Genomic DNA, 23,381 nt, shown 5'->3' on the forward strand with positions numbered 1-23,381 from the left:
TCGATCTTCCTTCGGCCTTCGGGAGCTCAGTCGTCCACGTGGTCGTGTCCGCCGATCCGCCCCGGACGCCAATAGCCTTCCGATGAGATCTGATCGCGGGCGAGCCCGCGGGCCAAAAGGGTATGGCGCTGACGGCGAACATTGCTGGTTTCGCCGATGATGTAAGCGTGGCCGTTGCCCGGCGGCAGGGCGAGATCCTGTAGCATGCCGTTCATCAACTCGCTCGGTCCGGCCGGTGCGCCATTGCGATGCACCCAGCGAATGACCGCATCCGTTTCCGTTTTCAGATCGATCTCGCCATTTCTGTCATCGACCTCGATGAAGACGAACGCCTTCGCTCCGACCGGCATCGTCTCTAGGATATGGGCGATGGCCGGAATGCAGGTCTCGTCGCCCGTCAGGAGATGCCAATCCGCATCCGGGCGCAGCACGGTGCCTCCGCGTGGTCCGCGCGCCTCGATCATATCGCCGGGCTTCGCCTGCCGCGCCCAGGTGGGGGCCGGCGTCTCGCCGTGCAGAACGAAATCGATGCTGATCGTACCCGCCGTACGATCCATGCCGCGGATCGTATAGTCCCGCCGTCCCGTCTCACCGTCGGCCAAGGGGATCATCAGGACGATGGCCTGGCCCGGCTTGTAGGCGAACTCACCGATATCGTCCGCCGTCAGGACGACGCGGCGCATGTTGGGTTCCACGTCGACGCTGTCGACGACCCGAAGAGCCCAGCTCCTCAATGGAGGCCGTTGGCGGGGCCTCTCGTGGATGTCCGGCTTGCTGTCCTGTGTCATGCCTGTTCCTGTTCGGGGCCATCGCGTGGCCGAAACGGTCGGGGAGGGGGCTCGTCCGGGGCTTAGAAGGTCGCGGACATGCCCACCCAGAGGCGGCGCCCCTCCACGACCGTGTTGTAGTCGGTGGGTTCGATCTCCTTGTCGAAGATGTTGTAGATGGCGGCGTTTAGGGCCAGCTGCTCGGTGAAGTTATAGTTGAGGCCCGCATCCATCGTGGCGTAGGCGTCGTATGTCCGGCCGGAGGCGCCGTTGATGATGACCGGCGTGCCGTTGGTTCCGATGCGTGCGCCACCTACGATTTCGGAGCCGTGATAGTTCACCGCTGTCCATGTCGAGAGGCCCGCCACGGGCGTGACCCAATCCAGGCGCGCATTGGCCATGTGCCTTGGCGTGCGGGTCAGAGGGAAGCCGGCGAAATCGCCGGTCCGCTGCTCGGAATCCGTGAAGGTGTAGCTGCCGCGGATCGAGATTTCGTCCGTCGCCCGCCAGCTGGCGGCCAGTTCCACGCCCTGGATGATCGCATCGTCGATATTGTAGTTGTACCAGAGGCGGTAGTTTGGATCTTCCGACCAGCGCACCGGATTGCCGGCATCGTCCAGCACCAGCGAGTTGCTGATCTTGTCCTTGAAGTCGGTGTAGAAATAGGTTGCGCTCGCGGTGAACCCGTTAAGATTGTCCCAGAGAGCCGCGACCTCGTAGCTCGTGCTCGTTTCCGCCTGGAGATTCGGGTCGGCCAGGATCACGCCGCAGGTTCCGTTGGGCCCGTAGGTGCAGCCGCCGCCGCCTGTGGTGTAGGCGTAACCCGGCGCGATCTGGCGAATCTCAGGAGCCCGGAAGCCGGTCGAGACGCCGCCCTTAAGGGTCAGGTTCTCGGTGGCATGCCAGACCGCGTAGCTGCGGGGGCTGTAATGGGCGCCGTAGATCTCGTGATAATCCATGCGCAAGCCATTCGTGAGCGAGAAGGTGTCGGTCAGACGCCATTCGTCCTCTGCGAAGAGAGCCCATTGGTTGATCGTGAACGTCTCATCGACGCCGGTGCGCCGACCCGGGTTCTGGTCGTTCAGCGCGGCGTTGGACCACTGGCCGCCGGTCACCAGGGTGTGGTTGCCGAGAAGGTCGAAGGGAGTCGTGAACTTGCCGTCGACGATCGTGTTCCGGATCTCAGGCGAGCGTGGGTTCTTGTCGAAGGCGAACGTGCGCGGATTCTCCGTGTAGCTCCGGCGTTCCGCCCATTCCTGCAGAATCGAGAAGGTCGATGTCGTGGGACCCCAGCGGCCTTCATGAGTCAGCGACCAGTACTTGCGGTCGTTGTCGTTGTACGTGTCGTTGGCCGAAGTTTCGAGCGTGCCCCGTTTGGAGGCGTTCCGGCGAATCCGCGTGAAGCCGCTCTCGAGCATGAGGTCATGGTTCTCGTTGGGCGTGAAGGTCAGCCGCCCGCCGATATTGCCTTCGCGGGCCCCCGTGATGCCGCTCAGGAAATCGTCCTCACTGCGACCGAAGCCGCGTCCCCAGAGCTGAAGGCCCAGCATGCGATGGATGAGCGGACCGCTCGTGTAGAACGACCCTTGAGCCGAGTTGCCGAAATATTGGTGCTGCTGGAGCGTGCCGTCCGCCGTTACTGTGCTCGTCCAGCTGTCGGACACCTTTCGCGTGATGATGTTGATGACGCCGCCCATGGCATCGGAGCCGTAGAGAGAGGACATCGGGCCGCGCACGACCTCGATGCGGTCGATGGCCGAGACCGGGGGAATGAAGCTCTGCTCGAAGCCCGAATTACCGTTGGTGCGGGCATCGCGCGTGCTCTGCCGCTTCCCGTCGACGAGGATCAGGGTGTAGGTGCCGGGAAGACCACGGATGAAGATGTCCTTCTCGTTGGCGACGCCGGTCACCGTGACGCCTTGCACTTCCCGCAGGGCGTCCGTCAGGTCACGGAACGAACCCTTCTCGAGTTCTTCGCGGGTGATGACGGAAATGCTCGCCGGCGCATCCCTCACGGTCTGCTCGAAGCCCGCCGCCGTCACGACCACCTGATCGAGGTTGATCACATCATTGTTACCCGCAGCCGCGTTGGTGTCGACAGCCTGCGCAAGGGCGGCATTCGGGCTGAGGAGAAGAGTGGTCGACAGGCTCGTGCAGGCGAAGAGCGTGGCAAGCATTCGGCCGGTCCGAATTCTCGCATCCTGCCGATGTCGCGCGGCGGATTTCGGCTTCTCGAAACGGGGAGCGCGAGCCGTGTGGGCTGCGAGTTCTGTCCTGGAATCCTGCCGAACCGAAGCGTCAATCCCTTCCATCTGTTTCCAAGCCCCTCACATCACTGAACGATGAGGCAGCTACTAGGTTTGGCGGGAGAGCATGGTCAACGCCTATGTTTGAGACTCATTCTGAGTTCAGAAAAACGCAAATTATAATAGCTCTAAAGTTGTCCTGTGCGGCTTGAAAGATCTGCCGGAATGAGGAATAGCCACTCTGCCTTGTGAAATCGTCATGCGATTATCCGGCGTTTTTTGAATGGGATTTGAAGACAGAACAATTGTGGCTCCTGCACCCGAAGAACCTTTCCTGAAGCTGGGTCGGCTCCGACTCCTCTTGGCGCTCGACGCCTTGCTCATGGAGGGGAGCGTCAGCCGAGCCGCCGAACGGATGGGGATAGGAACGCCTGCCATGAGCAGGCTCCTCGGTCAGATCCGCGAAGTCTATGACGACCCGATCTTCATTCGCTCCTCGAGACGGCTCATCCCAACGCCGTTTGCAGAATCCATGCGCCAGCGCATCCGCGCTCTGGCGGCCGAGGCCGAGGCGCTTTTTCAGCCGCATGTGAGATCATCGGATGGCTTGACCATCGATCTCATAGCATCGTCGGGAAGTCCCGTCATCGAAGCGGCGCCCCTGACGACGAGGCCGAGCATCCTGCTCGAGGGCGAGCCGCTTCCGGAGTCTTTTGCGCGCAAGCTCGCCGTCATTGGGAAAGCGAACGATGCGCGAAAGCGGCTTGCAAAACACAGCGCGACGATCGGAGCCGGGATCGGGCACAGCCGCCCTCTGACAACGAGCGAAGCGGAAGATGCGTTCTGCACCATTCTCGAAGGAAGGGCGGATCCCGTGCAGGTCGGCGCTCTGCTCTCCGTCATGCACTTCAGGGGAGAGACTGCCGCCGAACTCGCCGGTTTTGCGCAGGCGGCCCGCATTCACATTGGAGCGACTGATCCAGGCTCATCGTCCGTCGATCTCGACTGGCCGGCTTACATCTCTCCGAAATCACGAAGAATGCCCTGGTTCCTCCAGGCTGCATTGCTGCTCGCGCGTTCCGGCTACCGCATCCTTCTCCATGGCAACGATGGAGCCGGTAACATCAAAGGCACGCTCGTGTCCGCCGCGCGTGCCATAGGCATACCGATCTGTGCAAGCCCTGCCGCAGCCGCCGATGCCATCGCCGAGCACGGGATCGCCTATATCCCGGTTGCGGCCCTGTCCTCGCAAATTCATAGCCTGCTGTCGCTCTACAGCGTGCTCGAGACGCGCTCATCGATCAATTCCCTGATGCCCCTTCTCAACCCGCTCGGTGCAGCCACGAGCATGATGGGCGTCGTGCGTCCAGCCTATCGCGAACTGCATCGCGATGCGGGGGCAGTTCTCGGATTCAGGAACATGACCATTCTCGGCGCAAGCCGTGACGCCGCCGAGGCAACACCTTTCCGCTCAAGCACACTCCTGCGCCTTGTCGACGGCAGAGCGGAGGATCTCTTCGTCCCCGCACGGCCGGAGCCCAAAGCCTATCCTCTGACCGGAATGACAGGTCTGGAATACTGGCGCGCCGTTTGGGCGGGCAAGGTACGCGACGAGCGCGCCACGGATATCGTTACCGCCACCGCCGCGACTGCACTTCTGACACTGGCAAGAGGAAAAGCAGGCCAGTATGAGACATGCCGGTTGCGGGCGAGAGAACTCTGGGATGCCCGACGAAGATGTACCCCCTGAAGGCGCAATGCTTCGACAGGGGGCATAATCCACCAGATAGGATCACGCTGTCCCGCCGCCCAGCTCCATCGCCCGCTTTAACGATTGACCGTTCCCTCTCGCGAAGCGTTAAAATGTCAGCCCTTTGAGATGCGATGGAGGGAATGATGGCCGTCAGACACGGATTGTTCGTTGCTCTGGTGTCGCTCGCCGGAATCGGAGGAGCAGTCATGGCACCGGCCGGTGCCGCCGCCTTCACCTGCCCTGAGACCACCGCCGCAGGCGCGCCTGGAACGGCTCTCTCGCTCAGCGATCTGTACTCGGGAGCCAACGACGTCACTGCAGGCAATCGGCTGGGGGAACTCATGACCGATCTTCGCAGGAGCGGGATGAAGCCTGCACTCATCGTCGACCGCCTGATTGGCTCTTATTGTCCGCTTGTGGCCGCCGACGGCACCCTCTCGGATCAGCAGAAGGCCGACCGGGTTCGTCGGTTTGCGCGTTTGTTGACGGGGCTGGCCTATGTGCCGACAAATCCCGATGAGGTGGATGTTCTCGTTCAGACGGCCTTGACACCGGATCTGCTCAAACAAATCGACGAAGCAGCGGGACGGGCTGGAATAACGCGCGACGAATGGATCGAACGGGCGATCGACCGTCAGCTGGCGAATCCGTGACCTGCCGGTAGGGTCGCCGGCGAATACGCGGAGATGCCGCTCGTCATCGGAAACGCTCTCACGTCAGGTCGCCCGAATACTGAATCATCGGAAGCGCCGTTCGGAATGGCGCCGCACGTTGTGTGACTTTCATCGCAGAGCGATCCGCTCCTCCCGGTTAACATCGATGTAATTCAGGAGGTCGGCATGTGGGTCATCTCTCATATCGTGTTCGCGTATCTGCATTTCGTTCCAGGCGGGAATGGCGGCTGGACGCAAAGTAACGATTATCCTCGGTTCTCGACGGACGACCGTCGAGACGTGGCGATCCCATTCGAAGGCTATTGGCGGCGCGTGAGCTAAGGGATGGCAAGCCGATCGACTCAACAGGGCATCGCTGGACTAAGATTGACGATGCCGGCTGGAAGCCCTGCAGAACGAGATCCGGATCCTTCTTGCGAGAATGCAGACCCGTCAGAGCTGTCTCAACAATCTGCCATGCATTGTAAGATGTCCCACGAGATCGCTGGGCAACGGCAATTCGATCATGGATCGGAGCCGATATGTCGCGATGGACATCCTTGGCGACTACGATCTTGGGAACATTCGCGCGTGATCTTCAGGTGATTTCATCGACCTATGGCGAGAAATCTCGACTGAAGGACCTGATGGTTCAGGTCACGCTCCTATTGACGATCGACAACAGTTTCTTAACTGTTCTTTCTTGGCAGAAGTCCAGCTTTGACATCCGCTGCCGTGACGGCCTTGCGGAACACGGCTTCGCGAAGGTAAATTGAGTCGAAGACCGATTTAGAATTGCCTTTCCGGATGGATACGAACGGCTTCCGATTGTGCTTCATGATATGCTCCCGTGTCAGGATAAGATCTTTGTATCCCGAATCCCGCTGGAGGACTGTGGCCGCCGTCACAGTTCGGAGCAGGGATCTACCTTCCGCTCTGCTGGGATAAGGCTCAGAGTTCGGCGACCGACCTGTCGCGTTGTCGATCTGGCACTGTGACGCCGGGCACAGATCCCGGTGGGGCTCTTAGGGCATGTAGGTTCAATCTGAATTCTCGACACCCAGGAGTGGATGCCATGGACAAGTGCAGGCGTTATTGGGCCCGCTACACAATTACGATGACATTGTCGCGCAAGGTTACAGATCCTTCGAAGCGTAGAGTGTTGATCCGGGAGGCGTACGTTTGGCTTCAGCGGTATTTCGATGCCGAGGAGCAGGAACTTGCCCGACGGAGCATCGTTCTGGCGCAGAGGTGACATGACTTAACGGAGCAGGGGTTTCTTCCATCGTATCCTGCAGTGCTGGATCGCTCGCTGGCGCATCGTTCGGAGCGAAGAGCGGATCCGCGTTCGGATCCCATGCCCTGGTCCGATGGAAGTGCGGCCTCGCCATCGGGCGGCGCAATACAGATCAATCTTTTCAAGGGTAAATCGCGGCATCAAAGCGGTATTGACCTATTTCGGACGTTGCTTCGTCGAAACCTGCGCTTCTGAACGGAGAGCCCGATGGTCAAGGCCTCTGAGCGGCCGGACCATCATGGCCATCATGGTGGACAATGACTATCGCCGGTGTGATGGGAGCAAATACCCTGACTGATTGGTTTATCAGGCCATGAGCAATTCAATACTGATGCTCTGGCCGAAGAGATGGTTCCACTCGCGCGGAATCATCTCTCCTTGGTTTGTCGCATTTCTGATGACGAACTGGATCCACTCCGCCGAAAAATGTTCTCGCGCCAAGTATTACCAGCGGTGATCCCGCACGACCGGGCGTGAACGATGGTCCCGCACGATTGGACCACGAGAGGTGTCGGTGACAACCACGCCTCCGGGATAGGCCTCAACAGGACGACGATGGTCTCGCACTACGGGGACCGGCCTGTCCCATAGGTCTCCGGGACGTGTGGTGACCCGAGGGTCACACGCTGAGGCACTCGTAGCACCATATCCGCTCAAGAGTACGAGGGACAGCACGGCACCAACCCGTGCCCGATAAGTCTTTGTCATATTCAATCTCCTCTGAAAGGGCCATTGCACCCTCCAACCCTACACAGAAGGACAGCCTGCCAATGTGAGGCCCATCACAGAGTGAAAGTGAACGGACCGATGACGCCGAAGATGCTGACGATCCCTGAAACCTTGAAGGCAAGTAACTCCGTATCGAAGGCGCAGCGCTCTGGAAAATGCCAAAAGAAAAGCGCCCGAAACGAGATCTGGGCGCTGAGTTGACAGGGAGGAACCCTCTTAAATTAGCCCAATCACCTTCAATAGGCTGTGCGCTACATCACACCAGGACTTATGTGACGGTCGTCACGGAGCGACGGAGCGCTCCGAGCCATGATGGACTCCATTGAAGGAGCCCGACATGACGCTCACGATTCTCGATCCCCGGACCGGTCAGCAAGTGACCATCACCGTTCCCGACAAGCCGGCAGGGTTCGTCAGGACGTGATGCCGCAAACGTATCGAGGGCTGTGGTCCAGGCGCGTCATGCGGGAAAAGAGTATGAATCTTATTCAGCACTACCAGGAGAAGGCCGCCAGGGCGGATCGTCTGGCGGACGATCCGTACCAGAAGGCGGACATGCGCGCGGAACTCCGTTCAACGGCGCGCAGATGGCGTCATTTGGCCGAACACTCCGACTGGCTCGCCCGTCGGCGTCGATATCCGAAGCTGTGAGGTCCTTGGCGCGAGAGTTCCTTCAGCGGGATAATGGTTTACATCCACGCAATGAATTCGTTGCCTGGGAGTGCAGCGTTGATTTGAGGATGGTCGAGTTTGCCTGAATTCCGGTATCGGCCGCGATCGGGGACGGCGTGAGGGCTTGGAAGGTTTCGACTGTTGTAATGGCTATGACCCAAAACGCCCAAAGGGCGAATTTTCAATCGCCGGCTACGGAGAGGCAGGATGACGAACCTCGGCCTTAAGAGGGGCTGAACTCGCTCTGCACCCTGCGGGCTCGTCCTTAGTGGATGGTCGGCATGACGGCGGAGAATGGGATCAGCAGCATTTCGTCATCGTCCTCGTCACTGACATAGACGTGCCAGTCCGAGAAGTCGCGTGTGCCGTAGGCGCTCTCGACGAGTGCGCGCGCCAAGGTAACAGCCCAATCACGAGCCTCTATCAGATCGAGAACCTCTGTTCCGTTACGATCGATCAGGATCTCGCCGGGACCTGCGCAGTGAAAGTACAGATAGAACATGTAAGCCTCCATCTCGATAGCTCCACTCTGGCACGGGGCGCTCCCGGCTTCTGTGCTCACGATCACGGTTCCCAGCAGAGTCCGGTGGCATGGTCAGTCTCACATGGAGCCCGATCATGTCCCGTCGCATCCTATGCCTCCTCGCTCTCCTCTTCGTGGCCGACGCCATCGCCGTGAACGGCCGCGCGCCGCGCCCCGTCGTATTGTCGGGCAAGGAGATGCTCGATGTGACCCGGCTCACGCGTCTGCAGGTTTCGCTCGCCGTTTAAGCCAGTTTCAACTCTGTGGCCGTCGCCACCGAACCTAGTCCCGATTTCAGCGATCATAGGAACAAACTCCGGAGGTAGTCATGGTTCTCATCGTCCTGGACCGATCGACCGATCAGCCAGTGATCGTCTCCGTCCCGATCCGGCCTGCCGTTCGGAAGGCAGAGCCCGCAATCGTCATCCATCCCCGTCAGTTCGCCAGCAGGAGGCCGCAATGAAGCGTTCGAGGCTCTCCGCTACGCGGCGCGCACGGCGCTGGACCTTGCAGGAACTGACCGGAGCTAAGCATTAGCGGAAATGGCGGAAGAGCCGGAGGTGGGGAGGGTTCAACCCGTCCAGCCTTTCCGCAGGCTTGGCATTGCCGGGGACCGGCACGCGCAGCACTCGCCTGCCGGATCAGAGGTATTTCGCATTCGATTCAACATACGCCGCTTTCGCCTGAGCGATCCGCTCGCCGGTCGAACGGCGCAGGAATAGGCCTCTATTCCTGGGCTCCGCCGGGAGCGCGAATCCTACACATAGCTTTCACTCCGTGGTCGGCCTTTGAGACAGAACCCTGTCCTGTCAGGTTGAGAGAATCCCTAATTCATATATAATTGCTTGGCTTTCGGCTTGGGTTGCGAGTTCCATTCGCGAGACGATTCTGGGGAGGCACAGCAGTGCGTCTCGGTGGAGAACAGATCCAAAGGGATTTGCCGTTTTTCTCGGCTCTCTCCGTGAGTTCCTTTTTCTCCGCGCTCGGTCCCGACGCGATCGCACAGATCGCGGCCTTATGTACATCCCGAAAGATGCTCGATGGAGAAACGTTGTTTCTCAAGGGCGACCCTGGGGATGCTCTCTACGGGGTAAGGCGGGGGCAGATCGTCATCACGACGACGACCGATACAGGCCGGCAGTTCACGCTCAATATCCTTGGGCCTGGCGACATCTTCGGCGAGATCGCCCTTTTGGATGGGCAGCCCAGGAGTGCCGATGCGGTTGCCTCTGGCAAAGTCGAATTATTCATGATCCGGCGTAGTGATTTTCAGGATCTTCTCAAGCGGCAGCCGGAGATCACGACCAGGATCATCGAGTTGCTTTGCGAGCGCCTCCGCTTCTCGAGCGAACGGTTGGAAGAGGCATCGCTCCTGTCCCTCAAATCCAGGCTGGCGCGACGCCTGTTGAAGCTTGCCGAGGATTTCGGGGAGGAGATCGACATCACGCAGGAAGAGCTCAGCGTTCTTGTCGGAGCCGGACGGGAAACGGTCAATCGGCAGCTACAGAAATGGCGGAAAAGCGGAGTCGTGGCGCTTGGTCGGGCCCGCGTGAAGATCATCGACACACGGCGCCTGCAGCAGGAAGCCGCCGATCGCGACCGGGGATCGGAATAAGGCGCCTTGATTTCCGTCCGGCAACATGAGCGCAGGCCATGACGTCAGTTGCCGCCGATCAGGTTCGGACGTCCGGACAACCGATCCGATGGGACCAAAGGTCATTTATCGTAAGATGACGTGAGTGATGTGCCGGCCGGATCGAGACTGAGATAAACCCAACCCGTCGTCTCAGCGCTTTCCCGCTTGATATACCTGTAGTTCGTCCTGAACCACTCCAGCACCTCATCCGACTTGTTGTCCAGGATGAGATCCCCGCGATCCGTGCGGACGGTCAGAACCGCATGGCCTTCGCCGTTCTCGTCGATGACGACCGTCATCCGCAGCGCCCGGCGCGGCAGGCCTGCGTCGATCAGCATTCTGCGCTTAAGGAGCTGGTAGTCCTCGCAGTCGCCCAATCCGTCGGTTGGATATTTCCACAGATCGATGACGCCCCAATGGCTATGATCGGTCACAGGTATCAACGCACGGTTCACGGAGAGATTCACGGAGGAGAGGAGGGCGGCAAGATCCGCCGTCATCGGGAGGGTTTCCGGTTGCCGGAGATCGACGCTGCATTCTTCCGGGTTTCGATTGCAGAACTCTACCCAGCCTGGGAGGGGCGGAGCTTCGTCATCTCGAAAGAGATGTGGACCGGCGTTCACGGAACTCATCGCCGACAAGAGCAAAGCCAGAACGATCCAAATCCGTCTTCCCATTTCGGCCTCCCGCGGGAGATGGTGGCGGTCAGACCGAATGGGAGAATTCCCCTCGGCCTGAACCGCTAATGGGATCAGACTGACTTTTTTCGTACGTTTGTTCTGTGCCTGCGGTCACAAACTTGAGCTTGAGCAGGATCGATGGCCCGATGCTTATGCCGGCGCGCCCTGTGAAGAGCGGTCCGCGGTTACGTGAATCTGAGGATCGTCACGGCGGTCAGGACAGACGACGGCCAAGACACGTCGTGAAACTCTCTCTCACGCCTACAGATATTTGTCCCGGATATCGATGGATGACTTGACCCCGACTTTCGAGAAATGGTCCCGCAGCCAGGCATCTGCCTTCTTGCGGCCGATCGTGTACAGATCGATGAGAAAATCCCAATCAGCGTTCAGTTTCGAGGCTGCTCCAAGGCGCTGCATGACTTCGTCGGCTTCGACGGCATGCAGGCGCACCTGCCTGATATCGGGTGTCAGGACGCGTCCCTCGTTGACAAGTCCGTTCAGGAATTCGACCGCACGCACCTCCCTCATCAGGGACGAGTTGAAGCTGATCTCGTTGATCCGGTTGAGGATCTCGGCAGCCGTCGTCGGAACGGTGGGCCTGCTGATGGGATTGATTTGAATCACGACGATGTCGGCGGCCTCGCAGTGGTAGATTAACGGGAAGAGAGCTGGGTTTCCCATGTAGCCTCCATCCCAATAATACTCCTCGTCGATTTTGACGGCCTGAAAGATGAACGGCAGGCAGGTCGATGCAAGCACGACCTCGGCGCTCATCTCGTGGTTCTCGAAAACCCGGATCTTACCCGAGCGAACATTGGTGGCCGAGAGAAACAGCTTGACCTTAGGATTGCGTCGCAAAAGCTCGAAATCGACGACTCGTTCAAGCACGTCGAGAAGCGGATTATAGTTGAACGGATTGAGTTCGTACGGCGAGACCACTTGCGTCAGCATGTGAAACAGAAGAAAGATCGGCGATGTCTCCAGACTGCGATTTCCCGTCAGGCGATCAAGGAAGGAGGGTTGAATGGGACTCAAAAGAGCGGTACGTGAGATCTGTTGCCAAAACTCCCTCAGGGCCTGGCGGGCTCCCCCGCGTCCTCCCTTGATCAACCCGTAAGCGCAGACGACGGCATTGACCGCTCCTGCGCTCGTGGCGCTGATTCCATCGAAGGCAATGGCGTCCTCTTCCAGCAGGCGGTCGAGCACGCCCCACGCAAAGGCTCCGTGGGCTCCACCGCCCTGGAGTGCCAGATTGACGGATTTCACCTCCTGCCTCCGCGCAGAACGTCTCCTGCGTGAAAAGCTGCTCTCAGCCCTGTTCATGGTCGCCCCCTGGCGTAGGCATCGTCCAGGTCCTGGTCGGGGAGATCTTATATGGCTTCCGTCCTCGGTGACGAGGGTGCGAACTGGGTAGGAAACTCTGCCGGCGTCCTGCCAAAGAAGTCGCCGAAGTCACAATCTATAACCTGGCGGCCGCGCAGGATCCTGCGCGGCCGCCAGGGCGTCAGATGAGAGTGTCCCGTCATTATTCGCGGAAGGTGATGGCAAGCTTGTCGGTGAGCGGCTGCGTCAGATAGGTGATGATGCGCCGAGAATCGCCCCGGATCAGCACTTCGGCGGGAAGCCCCGGTGTCAGTTCCTTCCCCTCCAGCTTGCGCCGTTCTCCCGGAGCGATTGCGATCGTGACGGTAAAATAGGCCTGTCCGGACTGGTTGCTGACCACCTGATCCGGAGAGACACTGGTGACCAATCCCTCGAGCTCCAGCGGCACGGGGAGTTTGAACGAGCTGATATGGATGGTCGCCGGCTGGTCGAGATGCACCTGATCCACCTCGTCGGGCCGGATTTTTGCATTCACGATCAGAGGTTCCGCGCTGGGGATGATCGACATAAGCTTCTGGCCGGGGGCGACAATGCCGCCGACCGTATGAACCATGAGCTCGTGGACCAGTCCCGTCCTTGGTGCACGGATGTCGAGCCGCTGAAGACGGTCCCGGGCGGCCGCGAGTTGCTCTTCGGTCTCGGCGAGACTTGCCGTAACAGTCTGAAGCTGTCTCAGGACCTCCGACCGCGAATTCTGGGTAAGCTCGGCAATTTTAAACTGAATCTCCGTGAGCTGCGAGCGGGCGCCTGCAATGCGGGCTTCGATATCGCCCATTTCGCCTTTCAGGCGGCTCACCTCGCGCTCTGTCTGGCGCAGCACAGGGCGTCGGATCAGGCCCTTGCTGTCGAGCATTCGCTGGTCGGTAAGCTCGGCCGTCACCTGGACGAGTTCTTCCTTGAGTGCCTTGTATCTCTCCCCGAACCCGTCAATCTGCCGCTCGACCTGATGTTTGCGCTCCTGGTGCTGAGAGAGCTGGCTCATCCGCGTGAAGCGCCGCTCGTTCATGAAGTTCTCCTCGGCAGCGAAAGCTGCTCTCAATGCGCTTTCCGCCTGCTTCGAGGGAATTGAAATTGCAGGTCGCGTGATCGACGTGCGGTCCAGGTTCTCGGCCTCGAGGCGGGCCTTTTGGGCGGTCAGATCGATCAGCTTGCGTTCGAATATGCTCGCATCGGCTGTAACCTTTGCGGCATCGAGCCGGACAACGACTTGCCCTTCCTGCACAAGCTCGCCCCCCTTGACGAGGATCGCTCCGATGACACCGCCCTCCAGATGCTGAACGGCCTGGGCACTGGATTGAACCGCAAAAGTACCCGATGTCACGACCGCACTGTCGACTTTGGCCGCGACCGCCCAGCCGCCGATCCCGAAGAACACGATGAACGAACTCAAGAGGAACCAGCGCATCAGCCGGCGCATGGAGGAGGAATTGGCGACGAGGTCAGCTTCGAACTCGGTCATGGCGCACTCCGCTGTGTGGGCTGCCGTCGCCTGCAGGGCGACTGGTTGATCCGTCTTCAGGCTCTCGCGCAGGTCATGAAAGCCCGACGCTCATTCCTGAAACACGTTGGCACGCTGCGCGACCCGATGCTGTGGCCCAGGTCACAGTTCCTAGCTCACATGGCCATTTCATCGTTGCGCCCGGGTTGCATCCAGGCTGGTGACGGTCGCCGTGGCAGGACTGTCCGTCCGGGCCGAAGGTCCCACACCCAGCACCTCGGGTTCGGATTGCGTGGACGCCGTGGGATGCAGCTCGGAGATAACCCCACCCGTTGCAGTGACCGGCCCGGGCTGTGTGATCGCTGTTCCGCCTGACTGTGGACCCATCATTTGAGATGGCTTGTGCGGCTGCCCGATGCGAGGGAACAACGCGGCGAGAACCTGCTCCTTCGGACCGAACATCTCGGCGCGGCCGCCGCGGACCGACAGGATCTTGTTGGCGGCAAAGATCGCGCTCGGCCGATGAGCCACAATGACGACGATCTTCCCTGCCTGGCGCATCTGGTGAATGGCGTCGTTAAGCGATTGTTCTCCAAGCGGATCGAGGTTGGAATTGGGCTCGTCGAGCACGATGAGGAACGGATTTCCGAACAGGGCGCGGGCGAGACCGATGCGCTGGCGCTGACCGCCGGATAATGTGGCGCCGCCTTCTCCGACCGGCGTGTCATATCCCAGCGGGAAAGCGAGGATCATGTCGTGCACGCCTGCCAACCGCGCGGCTTCGATCACCTGTTCGGTGGTTGCATCCTTGCGAAAGCGTGCGATGTTCTCGGCAATCGTGCCATCGAACAGCTCGATGCTCTGGGGAAGGTGGCCGATCGCATCGGCGAGAGCGTCCGGCGAGTACTGGCCGATCAAGGCATTGTCGAAGCGAACCTCGCCACGGGCCGTGGGCCAGGCGCCGACCAGGGCGCGGACGAGAGTGGACTTGCCGCAGCCGCTCGGGCCGATGATCCCAAGGGCGTCGCCTGCCTCGATTTCGAACGATACGCCGGCGACGGTTGCGACTGCCCCACCCGGAGGAACGATTGCGACGTCCCGCACTGACAGCGCGTGGTGCGGACGCGGCATGCCATGTTGCTGCTGAACTGCCTTCGGAAGCTTGGAGGTGAGGAGCCGCAGCCGCCGGAGGGCCTGCAATGCGGCTGATGTGTTGCGCCAGTTCCCGATGACCTGATCGATGGGCGTGAGCGCGCGGGCCAGGATCACCGAGCTCGCGATCATGGCACCCGGCGACATCTGCGCCTCGATGACGAGATAGGCGCCGAGTGCGAGCATAGCCGATTGCAGGACGTGACGAACCGTTTTGGAAATGGCGCCAAAGACGCTGGCGTGATCTGCGAGACTGCGTGCATGGGAGATCGAGTTCACGTAGCTGCTGCCCCAACGCTTGCACAGGTCGTCTCCCATGCTCATGGCCGCGGCCGCCTCGGAGTTGCGCCTTGCATCAAGCAGCAGGGTCATGGTTGCCGAATGCACCTGGTTTGCAGACTTGATCGTCCCTTTGGTGACGTATTCGTTGATCAGGCTGAGGATGACGAGAAACAGAGCGCCGGCTCCGGCAGCAAGAAACAGGATCGGATTGATCAGAAGCAGGATCGTGAAATAGATCGGCATCCATGGGAGATCGAGGAGAGCGGCCGGACCAGGACCCATGAGATAATTGCGAATCGACGCCAGGTCCTGAAGCGGATCATGATTGCGGGCATGCGGTCCGAAATGGAGCGGCAGCTTCAGCGTTGCCTCGAACAGGGTTGGAGCCAGCCGGTGGTCGAAGGTGATGCCCACACGGGCCATGAGCCTGCCGCGCAGGCCCTCCAAAAGACCATAGAAGGCATAAAGCAGCAGAGCGAGCAGTGAGAGAGCCACCAATGTCGGGAGGCTCTTGCTCGACAGCACTTTGTTGTAGACCAGCATCATGAAGATGGGGCCGGTCAGCATCAGGACGTTTCCGAGGCAGCTGATGGCGCTGATGCCGATCAGCGGCTTCCTGAGCGTGCGAAGAGCGTTACGGAGTTGGACTTCGGCGCTGTTCCTCATTCCTTGCTTCATCGCGAGCGTCCTTGTTGCGAGCCATCCAGGCGAGCCGAAACCGTGCAAGCTAGGTCAGGCCAATTGGCGTCTGTGTTGCGATCATGGGCGAACTCCCCGCCAAACGCTGTGACATGCTTCACAATCTTTCAGTTTGGAGGCTTGGTCCGCGCGGATCGTTCGGTCGGACGGGCCGGGCGGGCACGGCGAGGCCAGAGAGGAAGAACGCCACCGGCGCTCAGCCGATGATGCCCTGGGAGAGGATCGCCGGTAGGCGGAGAACTCGTAACAAAGAAGGGGGCCCAAGAATGGGGCCCATCAGAGCACGCAGGAGGATTGTGGCGTTCTCACATCGTTCAAGCGAAGTCTGGAAGGTTCATGAATCCGGTCGATTGTTCGACCGATGCTGACTGGAAACCGTTCGCATTGACATCGCCGCCGATATCGATGGAGCCGCCGTCGGACGCGTTCAGGAAAACAAGGGTGTTCTGAATCTGCGTGGTCTGGATCAGGGTATTGAATTCCACATTGAGGTCGTCGATCGCGAAGACGATGATCGGCGGAAAGCCCCCGGCAGGGCCAAGCGTGTCGGACAGATGACTTAAAAGCACCGCTTCGAACCCGCCGGCATCGTCCCAGGCGGTATCCCAGCCAAGATTCCCGCCGTCATGCGGCTGCACCGAGTCGTCAGGAGAATCGTCCTGATCTCGCCCGCGATCGCCGTAATCGTTCCTGAGGTGGTGTTCTGGCGGATCGCCCCGGTCTTCATGGATGTCGCTTCGGCCCCCGCGGGAGCGCACATGAGGTTCATCATCCTGATAGGAGGCGTGGTGGGGGCAGCCGGGATGTCGCTCCGAATTTTCATCCGGTCCATTCCAGCTCTTGTGCCAAGTGCGATCGGACATCGGGCTCTCCTCGATTGCGGCCCGATCGGTCGATCATGCTGATTGCCCAGCGAAATCGGGCGCGGAGCGCCAGATGTACCACCCGTGCCCAGCAGCAGACAGTGATCTGCGTCACACATGGCCTTGCTCTACGGTTTGTCTTTGCACGTGGTCCGGTGGACGTTATGCTCGGTGGCCTTGTGCTCCACCCCTGTGGGAAATCGACCATGGCAGAGATTCAAGCGTCACATGCGGCGACCGGCGCAGACAAGGCGGTCAAGCTCGAAGCGCTCGATATCTTCAGGGCCATTGATCCATCGACTGTCGAACAGATTGCGCGCAGAGCTCAGCATCGAACGCTGGAGAAGGGCGAGCTGCTGTTCAATGTTGGAGATGCCTCCGATGCGCTTTATGTCATTGCCGATGGGCGAGTTCGGATCTGGACGGTCTCGGCAGCAGGTGCCGAAGTCACGCTTAACGTGCTGACCAATGGAGCCGTTTTCGGCGAAATCGGCATGCTTGACAGTGGCGTGCGGACTGCGGGTGCTTCCGCCATGCTGCGGACGCGCCTGATGAGCATCGCTCGGCGAACGTTCTACGAAGCGCTGGATCGTGATCCGCAACTGGTGCGCAACGTAATCGATCTGCTGTGCATGCGCCTCAGATGGACCAGCGCCCGGATGGAGGATGCCACCCTGCGCCAGGCGCCCCAACGACTCGCGCGCATTCTCGGCCATCTTGCCCGGGATCATGGCAAGGCCACGCCTAAGGGGATCGAAGTCGTTCTCAAGCTGACCCAAAGCGAGATGGCCCAATGGACCGCGATGTCACGCGAGGGCTTGAACAAGGTTCTGAACCGGTGGGCCGAAGAGCGCCTCCTGACTCAGAACCGAGGCGGGCTGATCGTTCACGACCTCGAGCGGATCGACGAAATTGCAGAATTCGGCGAGTAGAGGTCAGCGGCGCCGTCGCGCCACAACCTGTTGAGCGCGGCTGAGAAACTGCAGGCGCTCGTCCTTTGCCGGAATCTCGCGGGCAAGATCCTCAACAAGCTGAGCAAGATCCGCCTCGGTTGCGGCATGCCGCTTGACGAGCAATCCGGCGACAGGGCCGAGATAGGTCGTGAGGGTGTGGGCAAGCTCGGCAAGACAGGCCTGAAAGGCAGCGGAGTCCACAGGGGCCGAGCGCACAGGGGGGCTTTCTGGGACAGCTTCACCACCAGGTAGCGAAGCCGGATCCGCGGAGCGGACTGGGACGACGAGAGGTGCGGCCTTCGGCATCGATATGGTCTGCGGGTCCGGGCAGGCAGGGGAAGGCGATGGGAGGATGACCCTCTCTTCCTTCCTTGCCGGAGCCACCGACAGCACCGTCCGGTCGAGCGGCTCGATCAGGCTCAAGGTCGCATTCATATCGGACGACGCGGGGGGCATCGCCACACTGAACGTCGTGATCCGCCGCGGACTGTGCTTGAGGTCGAACACACCGCGCTCACCGAATGTCGCCGAGATGCGCGGCGCCACCGCCTCCATGACGGCTGCCGATACGAGAATCCCCCCAGGTTCGGCGAGACTTTCCAGACGCGCTGCTATGACGAGCGTTTCGCCGAAAGGAAGATCCTCTTGGAACAGAACATCGCCGAGATGGATGCCGATCCGCAGGCGAACCGCGTCGAGTTTCGTCATGGCCGCAAGGCGCGCCTGCGTCTCAAGTGCGCATCGGACGGCATCGACTGCACTCTCGAAGAGCGCGAAGAGGCCATCTCCCGGCATCCCGAAAAGCCATCCGCCATGCGCCGCAAGTTCCTCTCGGGCAATGCGCCGGGTTGCCCACAAGGCATCGAGGGTGTTGGTCTCGTCCACAGAAACCAACCCGCCAAAATTTGCCATGTCGGCCGCGAAGACCGCTCGGAGGCGTCGGATTCGTTTGCCGGCAGGCTGCGGTGCATCGGGTGCCAGATTGTCCATCACTCTTTCATCGAAGACCTACATGTCACTATTTGATCTCGCTGAGTTTACCACGAATCTTGAGAAAGCTTGCGCGGTCCCGTTCGCTAGGAATGAAGTCTGAAAGACGGCGGTAGAAATCATCCCGGCCGACCGATTTTTCCGCTTGGCGGGCGACAAGCGTCGGAGCAACCGGACCGATGAGAGGCAGCAGAACCTCGGTCACCGCTCGAATTTCCGTCTGTGAGATGACGGCTTCCATCTGGGCTATCTTGAAGCCCTTGTCGTCACGCAGCACCTGCTGGGCCGTTTTCCGGAAGGTTGTCGCTTCGGCCTCGGTTTTGATTTGCTGCACGAGCAGATCGAGGAACGTATCGACATCCATGGTCTCGTGGGAGGCCTGTTTCACCAAAAGGTGCCCAATCGGACCAAGCGAGTGCGCGAGAGATCGCCCAAGCGCATCGATCGTGCCGGGAGTGAGCACTTCGGCCATCGTTTGATTGAGATGTTCCTTTGCAGGTGCAGGCTGTTCCTTTCCCGGTGTGTGGGAGAGCTCGGTCAAATCGAGCGGTGGGAGGTCGGCGCTGGGGCGCATTTCAATCGATGCATTGAGTGCAACGACGAATTCATCCGCTGTCTGGAAACGATCCTCGGGGTTGCGAGCCAGAGCCCGCTGCACGACCGCGTCGATTTCCGGCCAGAGTTCAGGCCGATAGGTCATGATCGGTGGCGGTGAATCGTTCATGAGCTTGCGCATCAATTCAGGCAGATCGGCAGCAATGAACGGCTTCGCGCCGGTCAGCATTTGAAAGAGGATGACTCCGGCGGAGAAAAGATCGGCGCGGGCATCGGCTGGACGCCCGAGAAACCGCTCCGGAGCCATGTAGTTCGGCGTGCCGATCGGGATGCCGCCCGGCTTCGTAAGATCGAGGGCCTCGACATGGGCCACACCGAAATCGGAGACTTTGATCGAGGCTGCGGAAGGGCAGAGGATGTTGGCGGGCTTGACGTCGCGGTGGATGACCCCTTTGGAGTGAGCGTAGCCGAGGGCGAATAGCAGCTGTGCCATGATCTCGCCGACCTGCCGAATTGGCAGCAGCGTGCCCCGCCGGATCACATTCTCCAGCGTGCCTGCATTGACGTACTCCATGATGATATAAGGCGCGCCGTCATGCTCCACGAAATCAAAGACTGTGACGATGTTGGGGTGCAGGCACCGTGCAGCGGACCGCGCTTCGGTGGCGAAACGGCGAAGAAGCTCGTCGTTCTCGCTCAGGTTCTCCAGAATTTCGGGACGAAGTGTCTTGATCGCCAATGGCCGATCAATCTGTTCATCATAACCTTTGTAGACGACGCCGATTGCACCGCGGCCGACGACATGGTCAAGGCGATACTTGCCAACCCTGGCGGGCATTCCACTTGCTCCGCCTTGGCTACTTCCTGTCCTCAGATCCTTGTCTGCGGCCATCGGAGAAAATTCCCTGACGAGCGGTAATCTGGTTCTGTTGGGCCAGGGATCAATCGTGTTGATCACTTTTCGAGCATCTTCAATGCGCTATCCAAGCTCCTGCGCATCCGGTTGAAAGAGCGTGACAGGGAAGCGATCTCGTCCGAACCTGGAAATTCGAACTCGGCAACGGATGCATCGCCCATGCTGACGGCCTCTGCTGTCTTCGCCATCCGCGTAACCGGGCTGATCACATACCGGTTCAGCAGGATGTTGAGCAGGATCAGCAGAACCAGAAAGATGACGCTCGAGGTGCCAACGAATAGTCCCAGGTTCCGCCAGATCGATCCTTCGGCAATGTCCATGGGCACGGAGATGATCTGCGCTCCGATCGTCTCGTTAAGCTTCCAGCCGAAGCCGTTCTTATTGCCATAGAGCGCGACCATCGAGGGGGGAGCCCTGTCTGGAGTCGAATGGCAGGTCAGACAGGACTCGTCTTTGATCACCAGGGGATAGGTTGCCGTGTAGTGGGAGCGACTGTCGATCGTCTGAAAGCTGACATCCTTGGTCAGATCGGAGTTTGCCCGAAGCTTCTCGATGACTTCGCGCTCCCAGTCGCGCGCAAGATCGGCGGGGTTGGTCGGGTTGAGCGCAGCTTCCTTGTAGAAGAATTGCGGGTAAAATCCTCGGAAGTTGCGAAATGCCGTCTGAGCCGAAAAGGATGGAATCGTCTGCGGCAGGAACTGGACGCTCGAGTGCTCGGCGAGCAAAGGCTGAATCTCTTCCGAGGTATAGCGACGTATTGAGAGCGCTTGAGCTCGCAGAACATCGATCTGCGACTGTAGCTGATCCATGGCTTCTTGTCTGGAAATTTGATAAAATGGATAGATCGACAGGCTGAGCCCAAGCAGATAGCAGACGGCGAGAATGATATTGAATTTCAGCCGTAATCCCACGGGAGATCTCCAACGGCTCGTGAGGTGAGTTCGCGTAACAACTACCGAATTTCATGATAGTGCAAGTCGTGGAGCCGTGCCATGCATTTCGGACAAGCAGGTGGGTTTGCGGGCCGTTCCTCTGTGCGCAAAAGCACATTGGCAGAGCTTGGTTGGGCGCACGCGATACTCTTTTTGGGGAGTATCATCTTTGCGTTGTTCTTGCTTCTGATGAGCGTCGCCACTGCTCGGGCTGCCGGGAGGATCGCTTTAGTCCTAGCATCGGAAGATTATCAGAAGCTTCCGAAATCCGGCATCGGTGCGAAGCGTGGTGCCGAGATCGCAGAGGCCCTCAAAGCTCGTGGCTTCGAGGTGATCGTAAGCCCCAACCCGAGCAATGCTACAGCCAGAGCCAGTCTGCGCGATTTCGCAGCGAAGGCGGAGGGAGCCGACCTTGCCTTCGTCGTCTTGATCGGGCACGGCGTCGCTTGGGGCGGCCAGACTTTTTTCCTGGCAACCAACACTGAACTCGGACGAGCGACCGACCTTCTATCGCGCGCTCTCTCGATCACCAATATCGCGCAGATCGTCGGGCGAGCGCAGACGGGTGGCGTATTCTTCTTCATGACGTCGCCGACCTTCGAGACTCCCATTGAAGGATTGGATGCCAGGCCTCAGTTCACCAGCGAAGCTCCAAAAAACGCCGTCACCATATTCTCCAGCTCGGCTCGCATTCCGGTGTCCCGGATCGACGCAGCAGGCGAACAGGCCGCGGAGGCGCTGACTAAACTGCTCCAACAACCAAGTCCGTCGCTCAGTGAGGCGGTAAAAGTTGCATCGAACGGCAGCATGGGGGCCGTGTTTGGGCGCGTTGACGAGCTCAGCCTCGCAAAGCCCGCTCCCGCACCTGTCGCGCAGTCGGTCGCCTCGACCACCCCACAAGTCGCCTCCACCGCCCAGAAGCCGGACGAAATCGAGGGAAAGCTGGAAGCGGAGCGCCGAGCGCGTGAGCAGGCCGAAACACGCGCTCGCGATGAGCAGTTGAGAGCCGAGCGGGCACAGGCCGAGGTGCTGAAGGCTCAAGCGGATGCCAAGAAGGCACAGGCCGATGTCGAGAAGGCTCAAGCCGACGCTGAAAAGGCAAAGCAGGAAGCCAAGCGCGTCGAAGCACAGGCCCAGATTGCAGCCGCCCAGGCTGAAGGGTTGAGACATGCGCCGGTAGCGACCCCCATCGAAGACACGCAACTCGGGCAAAAGCAGCGCCGTCTGATTCAGCAACGGCTGCGGGATCTTGGCCTCTACACGGGTCCGCTCGATGCGATCATGGGACCGCTGACTCGGGAAGCGATCATGGGCTACCAGAAAAGTCGCAGTGCGGCAGTCACTGGCTACCTGACGCCCGAGCAGTTCGATGCGCTCCTCCCGAACGAAAAGGAGTGATCGACCCTTCCGTCCTCGTCGGAGAGCCGGAGGGCAGCATCGAATGAAGCCACACCCTGGCGATGTGCAGCATGAGCGAATGTTCATGCCTCGCTCACCGGTCCGAGGCATTCATCACGTTGCTGCGATTCCGTTTCCGAGGATCTGGCATGAGGGCAGGGCTGGCTTATCCTCAGGGCCATTGATCCAAGTCCGAGGTTTCGATGGCCTGTCCGTCCCTTGCGCCTCTCGATCGGCGATCCGTGTTGCTCCATGCGGGCGTCGCGGCGGCGGCTGCGGTCGCTCCGAAGATCCTGCTTGCCGCCGAGCTTGTCGCGACGCCGGGTCAGACCGAGGGGCCTTTCTATCCCGTCGAGTTTCCGCCCGACATGGACAACGATCTCGTTCGGGTGACGGGCCAAGCCGCGCGGGCGCTGGGGCAGGTGATCCACGTGTCGGGGCGTGTGCTCGATCTGCGCGGCCGGCCAAAGCCCGGAAGCGTCGTCGAGATCTGGCAGTGCGATGCCAATGGCATCTACCGTCATCCTCGCGCGGCCGGACAGGGACGCATCGATCACGCCTTCCAGGGGTACGGCCGCACGCAGGTCGACGAGCAGGGGCGATATCGCTTTCGCACCATTCGACCCGTGCCATATCCCGGTCGGACGCCCCACATTCATTTTGCCGTGCATGTGCCGGGGCAGGGACGGCTGGTCACGCAGATGTATATCGAAGGCGAAACTCTGAACGCCCGCGACGGCGTCCTGAACCGTATCCGAGACCCGAACGCGCGCCGCAGCGTCATCGTGCCGTTGCTCGCGGCGCAATCTCCGGAGCCCGGCGCGCTCCATGGCCAGTTCGATATCGTCGTGCCTGCGTGAA

The 23,381-nt window shown here is 60.2% G+C and carries 21 protein-coding genes; 10 read left to right on the plus strand and 11 right to left on the minus strand.

All coding sequences use genetic code 11. From position 1 onward, the window contains the following. Window positions 1-26 precede the first annotated feature (26 nt). Both FS320_RS02740 and FS320_RS02745 read right to left on the minus strand, forming a co-directional pair. On the minus strand, window positions 27-788 hold the full coding sequence (locus tag FS320_RS02740; protein ID WP_152709078.1) for a siderophore-interacting protein: 762 nt from the start codon (window positions 786-788) through the stop codon (window positions 27-29). A gap of 62 nt (window positions 789-850) precedes the next feature. Then, the gene (locus FS320_RS02745) at window positions 851-2,944 is read right to left on the minus strand and encodes a TonB-dependent receptor domain-containing protein (protein WP_162866250.1); all 2,094 of its coding nucleotides are present in this window, start codon (window positions 2,942-2,944) and stop codon (window positions 851-853) included. A gap of 352 nt (window positions 2,945-3,296) precedes the next feature. Between FS320_RS02745 and FS320_RS02750 the strand changes: the two genes are divergently transcribed. The 5 genes from FS320_RS02750 (at window position 3,297) to FS320_RS45040 (ending at window position 8,096) form a co-directional block, all read left to right on the plus strand. Then, a complete protein-coding gene (locus FS320_RS02750; RefSeq protein ID WP_152709079.1) occupies window positions 3,297-4,763 on the plus strand; it encodes a glycosyl transferase family protein in 1,467 nt (488 codons plus the stop codon). Window positions 4,764-4,906: 143 nt separating this feature from the next. Next, entirely contained in the window at window positions 4,907-5,419 is a 513-nt protein-coding gene (locus FS320_RS02755) for a CopG family transcriptional regulator (RefSeq protein WP_152709080.1), read from the plus strand. Window positions 5,420-5,605: 186 nt separating this feature from the next. Further along, complete coding sequence (locus tag FS320_RS45035) at window positions 5,606-5,761, plus strand: hypothetical protein (protein ID WP_153885280.1); 156 nt, start codon at window positions 5,606-5,608, stop codon at window positions 5,759-5,761. Window positions 5,762-5,979: 218 nt separating this feature from the next. Beyond that, a complete protein-coding gene (locus tag FS320_RS02760; protein WP_152709081.1) occupies window positions 5,980-6,195 on the plus strand; it encodes a hypothetical protein in 216 nt (71 codons plus the stop codon). A 1,727-nt stretch (window positions 6,196-7,922) separates the two neighbouring features. Continuing rightward, the gene (locus tag FS320_RS45040; RefSeq protein WP_153885281.1) at window positions 7,923-8,096 is read left to right on the plus strand and encodes a hypothetical protein; all 174 of its coding nucleotides are present in this window, start codon (window positions 7,923-7,925) and stop codon (window positions 8,094-8,096) included. Between the two features lie 286 nt (window positions 8,097-8,382). Here FS320_RS45040 and FS320_RS02765 read toward each other — a convergent pair whose 3' ends face one another. Continuing rightward, window positions 8,383-8,619, minus strand: a complete 237-nt coding sequence (locus FS320_RS02765) for a DUF6894 family protein (RefSeq protein WP_108523456.1) — start codon at window positions 8,617-8,619, stop codon at window positions 8,383-8,385. Window positions 8,620-8,735: 116 nt separating this feature from the next. Here FS320_RS02765 and FS320_RS45045 point away from each other — a divergent pair, with 116 nt between their 5' ends. Beyond that, the gene (locus FS320_RS45045; protein ID WP_153885282.1) at window positions 8,736-8,888 is read left to right on the plus strand and encodes a hypothetical protein; all 153 of its coding nucleotides are present in this window, start codon (window positions 8,736-8,738) and stop codon (window positions 8,886-8,888) included. Between the two features lie 713 nt (window positions 8,889-9,601). Continuing rightward, window positions 9,602-10,255 (plus strand): Crp/Fnr family transcriptional regulator, encoded by a 654-nt coding sequence (locus tag FS320_RS02770; RefSeq protein WP_338105267.1) that lies wholly within the window; start codon window positions 9,602-9,604, stop codon window positions 10,253-10,255. 101 nt (window positions 10,256-10,356) lie between these two features. Here the strand turns inward: FS320_RS02770 and FS320_RS02775 are convergent, their stop codons facing one another. From FS320_RS02775 to FS320_RS02795, 5 genes are all read right to left on the minus strand, one after another. Then, window positions 10,357-10,953 carry a transglutaminase-like cysteine peptidase gene (locus tag FS320_RS02775; protein ID WP_152709082.1) on the minus strand — a complete coding sequence of 199 codons (597 nt, stop codon included), beginning with the start codon at window positions 10,951-10,953 and terminating at the stop codon, window positions 10,357-10,359. 264 nt (window positions 10,954-11,217) lie between these two features. Then, window positions 11,218-12,225: a patatin-like phospholipase family protein gene (locus tag FS320_RS02780; RefSeq protein ID WP_338105268.1), complete on the minus strand. Its 1,008-nt coding sequence runs from the start codon at window positions 12,223-12,225 to the stop codon at window positions 11,218-11,220. A 259-nt stretch (window positions 12,226-12,484) separates the two neighbouring features. Further along, a complete protein-coding gene (locus FS320_RS02785) occupies window positions 12,485-13,801 on the minus strand; it encodes an HlyD family type I secretion periplasmic adaptor subunit (RefSeq protein WP_152709084.1) in 1,317 nt (438 codons plus the stop codon). Window positions 13,802-13,969: 168 nt separating this feature from the next. Continuing rightward, window positions 13,970-15,892: a type I secretion system permease/ATPase gene (locus FS320_RS02790; protein WP_152709085.1), complete on the minus strand. Its 1,923-nt coding sequence runs from the start codon at window positions 15,890-15,892 to the stop codon at window positions 13,970-13,972. Between the two features lie 335 nt (window positions 15,893-16,227). Further along, a complete protein-coding gene (locus FS320_RS02795; RefSeq protein ID WP_152709086.1) occupies window positions 16,228-16,551 on the minus strand; it encodes a hypothetical protein in 324 nt (107 codons plus the stop codon). A gap of 431 nt (window positions 16,552-16,982) precedes the next feature. Here FS320_RS02795 and FS320_RS02800 point away from each other — a divergent pair, with 431 nt between their 5' ends. Then, a complete protein-coding gene (locus FS320_RS02800) occupies window positions 16,983-17,708 on the plus strand; it encodes a Crp/Fnr family transcriptional regulator (protein ID WP_162002767.1) in 726 nt (241 codons plus the stop codon). Between the two features lie 3 nt (window positions 17,709-17,711). Here the strand turns inward: FS320_RS02800 and FS320_RS02805 are convergent, their stop codons facing one another. The 3 genes from FS320_RS02805 to FS320_RS02815 all read right to left on the minus strand — a co-directional run bounded on the left by FS320_RS02805 (window position 17,712) and on the right by FS320_RS02815 (window position 20,999). After that, window positions 17,712-18,719, minus strand: coding sequence for an adenylate/guanylate cyclase domain-containing protein (locus tag FS320_RS02805; protein WP_152709088.1), 1,008 nt, complete (start codon window positions 18,717-18,719; stop codon window positions 17,712-17,714). Between the two features lie 28 nt (window positions 18,720-18,747). Further along, entirely contained in the window at window positions 18,748-20,112 is a 1,365-nt protein-coding gene (locus FS320_RS02810; RefSeq protein ID WP_162002768.1) for a serine/threonine-protein kinase, read from the minus strand. Between the two features lie 116 nt (window positions 20,113-20,228). After that, complete coding sequence (locus tag FS320_RS02815; RefSeq protein ID WP_244626935.1) at window positions 20,229-20,999, minus strand: Tll0287-like domain-containing protein; 771 nt, start codon at window positions 20,997-20,999, stop codon at window positions 20,229-20,231. A gap of 297 nt (window positions 21,000-21,296) precedes the next feature. Here FS320_RS02815 and FS320_RS02820 point away from each other — a divergent pair, with 297 nt between their 5' ends. Continuing rightward, the gene (locus FS320_RS02820) at window positions 21,297-22,520 is read left to right on the plus strand and encodes a peptidoglycan-binding protein (protein ID WP_162002769.1); all 1,224 of its coding nucleotides are present in this window, start codon (window positions 21,297-21,299) and stop codon (window positions 22,518-22,520) included. 203 nt (window positions 22,521-22,723) lie between these two features. After that, window positions 22,724-23,380: a dioxygenase family protein gene (locus FS320_RS02825; RefSeq protein ID WP_152709092.1), complete on the plus strand. Its 657-nt coding sequence runs from the start codon at window positions 22,724-22,726 to the stop codon at window positions 23,378-23,380. Window position 23,381: the final 1 nt, after the last annotated feature.

Origin of the sequence: Microvirga tunisiensis (genome assembly GCF_009296175.1) — a bacterium.
Taxonomy (GTDB): Bacteria; Pseudomonadota; Alphaproteobacteria; order Rhizobiales; family Beijerinckiaceae; genus Microvirga; species Microvirga tunisiensis.

Bases quoted from the DNA above. Each gene is read 5' to 3' on its own strand.
- FS320_RS02740 (WP_152709078.1), bottom strand. From the start codon at position 788: ATGACACAGGACAGCAAGCCGGACATCCACGAGAGGCCCCGCCAACGG.
- FS320_RS02745 (WP_162866250.1), bottom strand. From the start codon at position 2,944: ATGCTTGCCACGCTCTTCGCCTGCACGAGCCTGTCGACCACTCTTCTC.
- FS320_RS02750 (WP_152709079.1), top strand. From the start codon at position 3,297: ATGGGATTTGAAGACAGAACAATTGTGGCTCCTGCACCCGAAGAACCT.
- FS320_RS02755 (WP_152709080.1), top strand. From the start codon at position 4,907: ATGATGGCCGTCAGACACGGATTGTTCGTTGCTCTGGTGTCGCTCGCC.
- FS320_RS45035 (WP_153885280.1), top strand. From the start codon at position 5,606: ATGTGGGTCATCTCTCATATCGTGTTCGCGTATCTGCATTTCGTTCCA.
- FS320_RS45040 (WP_153885281.1), top strand. From the start codon at position 7,923: ATGAATCTTATTCAGCACTACCAGGAGAAGGCCGCCAGGGCGGATCGT.
- FS320_RS02765 (WP_108523456.1), bottom strand. From the start codon at position 8,619: ATGTTCTATCTGTACTTTCACTGCGCAGGTCCCGGCGAGATCCTGATC.
- FS320_RS45045 (WP_153885282.1), top strand. From the start codon at position 8,736: ATGTCCCGTCGCATCCTATGCCTCCTCGCTCTCCTCTTCGTGGCCGAC.
- FS320_RS02775 (WP_152709082.1), bottom strand. From the start codon at position 10,953: ATGGGAAGACGGATTTGGATCGTTCTGGCTTTGCTCTTGTCGGCGATG.
- FS320_RS02785 (WP_152709084.1), bottom strand. From the start codon at position 13,801: ATGACCGAGTTCGAAGCTGACCTCGTCGCCAATTCCTCCTCCATGCGC.
- FS320_RS02790 (WP_152709085.1), bottom strand. From the start codon at position 15,892: ATGAAGCAAGGAATGAGGAACAGCGCCGAAGTCCAACTCCGTAACGCT.
- FS320_RS02800 (WP_162002767.1), top strand. From the start codon at position 16,983: ATGGCAGAGATTCAAGCGTCACATGCGGCGACCGGCGCAGACAAGGCG.
- FS320_RS02805 (WP_152709088.1), bottom strand. From the start codon at position 18,719: ATGGACAATCTGGCACCCGATGCACCGCAGCCTGCCGGCAAACGAATC.
- FS320_RS02810 (WP_162002768.1), bottom strand. From the start codon at position 20,112: ATGCCCGCCAGGGTTGGCAAGTATCGCCTTGACCATGTCGTCGGCCGC.
- FS320_RS02815 (WP_244626935.1), bottom strand. From the start codon at position 20,999: ATGGATCAGCTACAGTCGCAGATCGATGTTCTGCGAGCTCAAGCGCTC.
- FS320_RS02825 (WP_152709092.1), top strand. From the start codon at position 22,724: ATGGCCTGTCCGTCCCTTGCGCCTCTCGATCGGCGATCCGTGTTGCTC.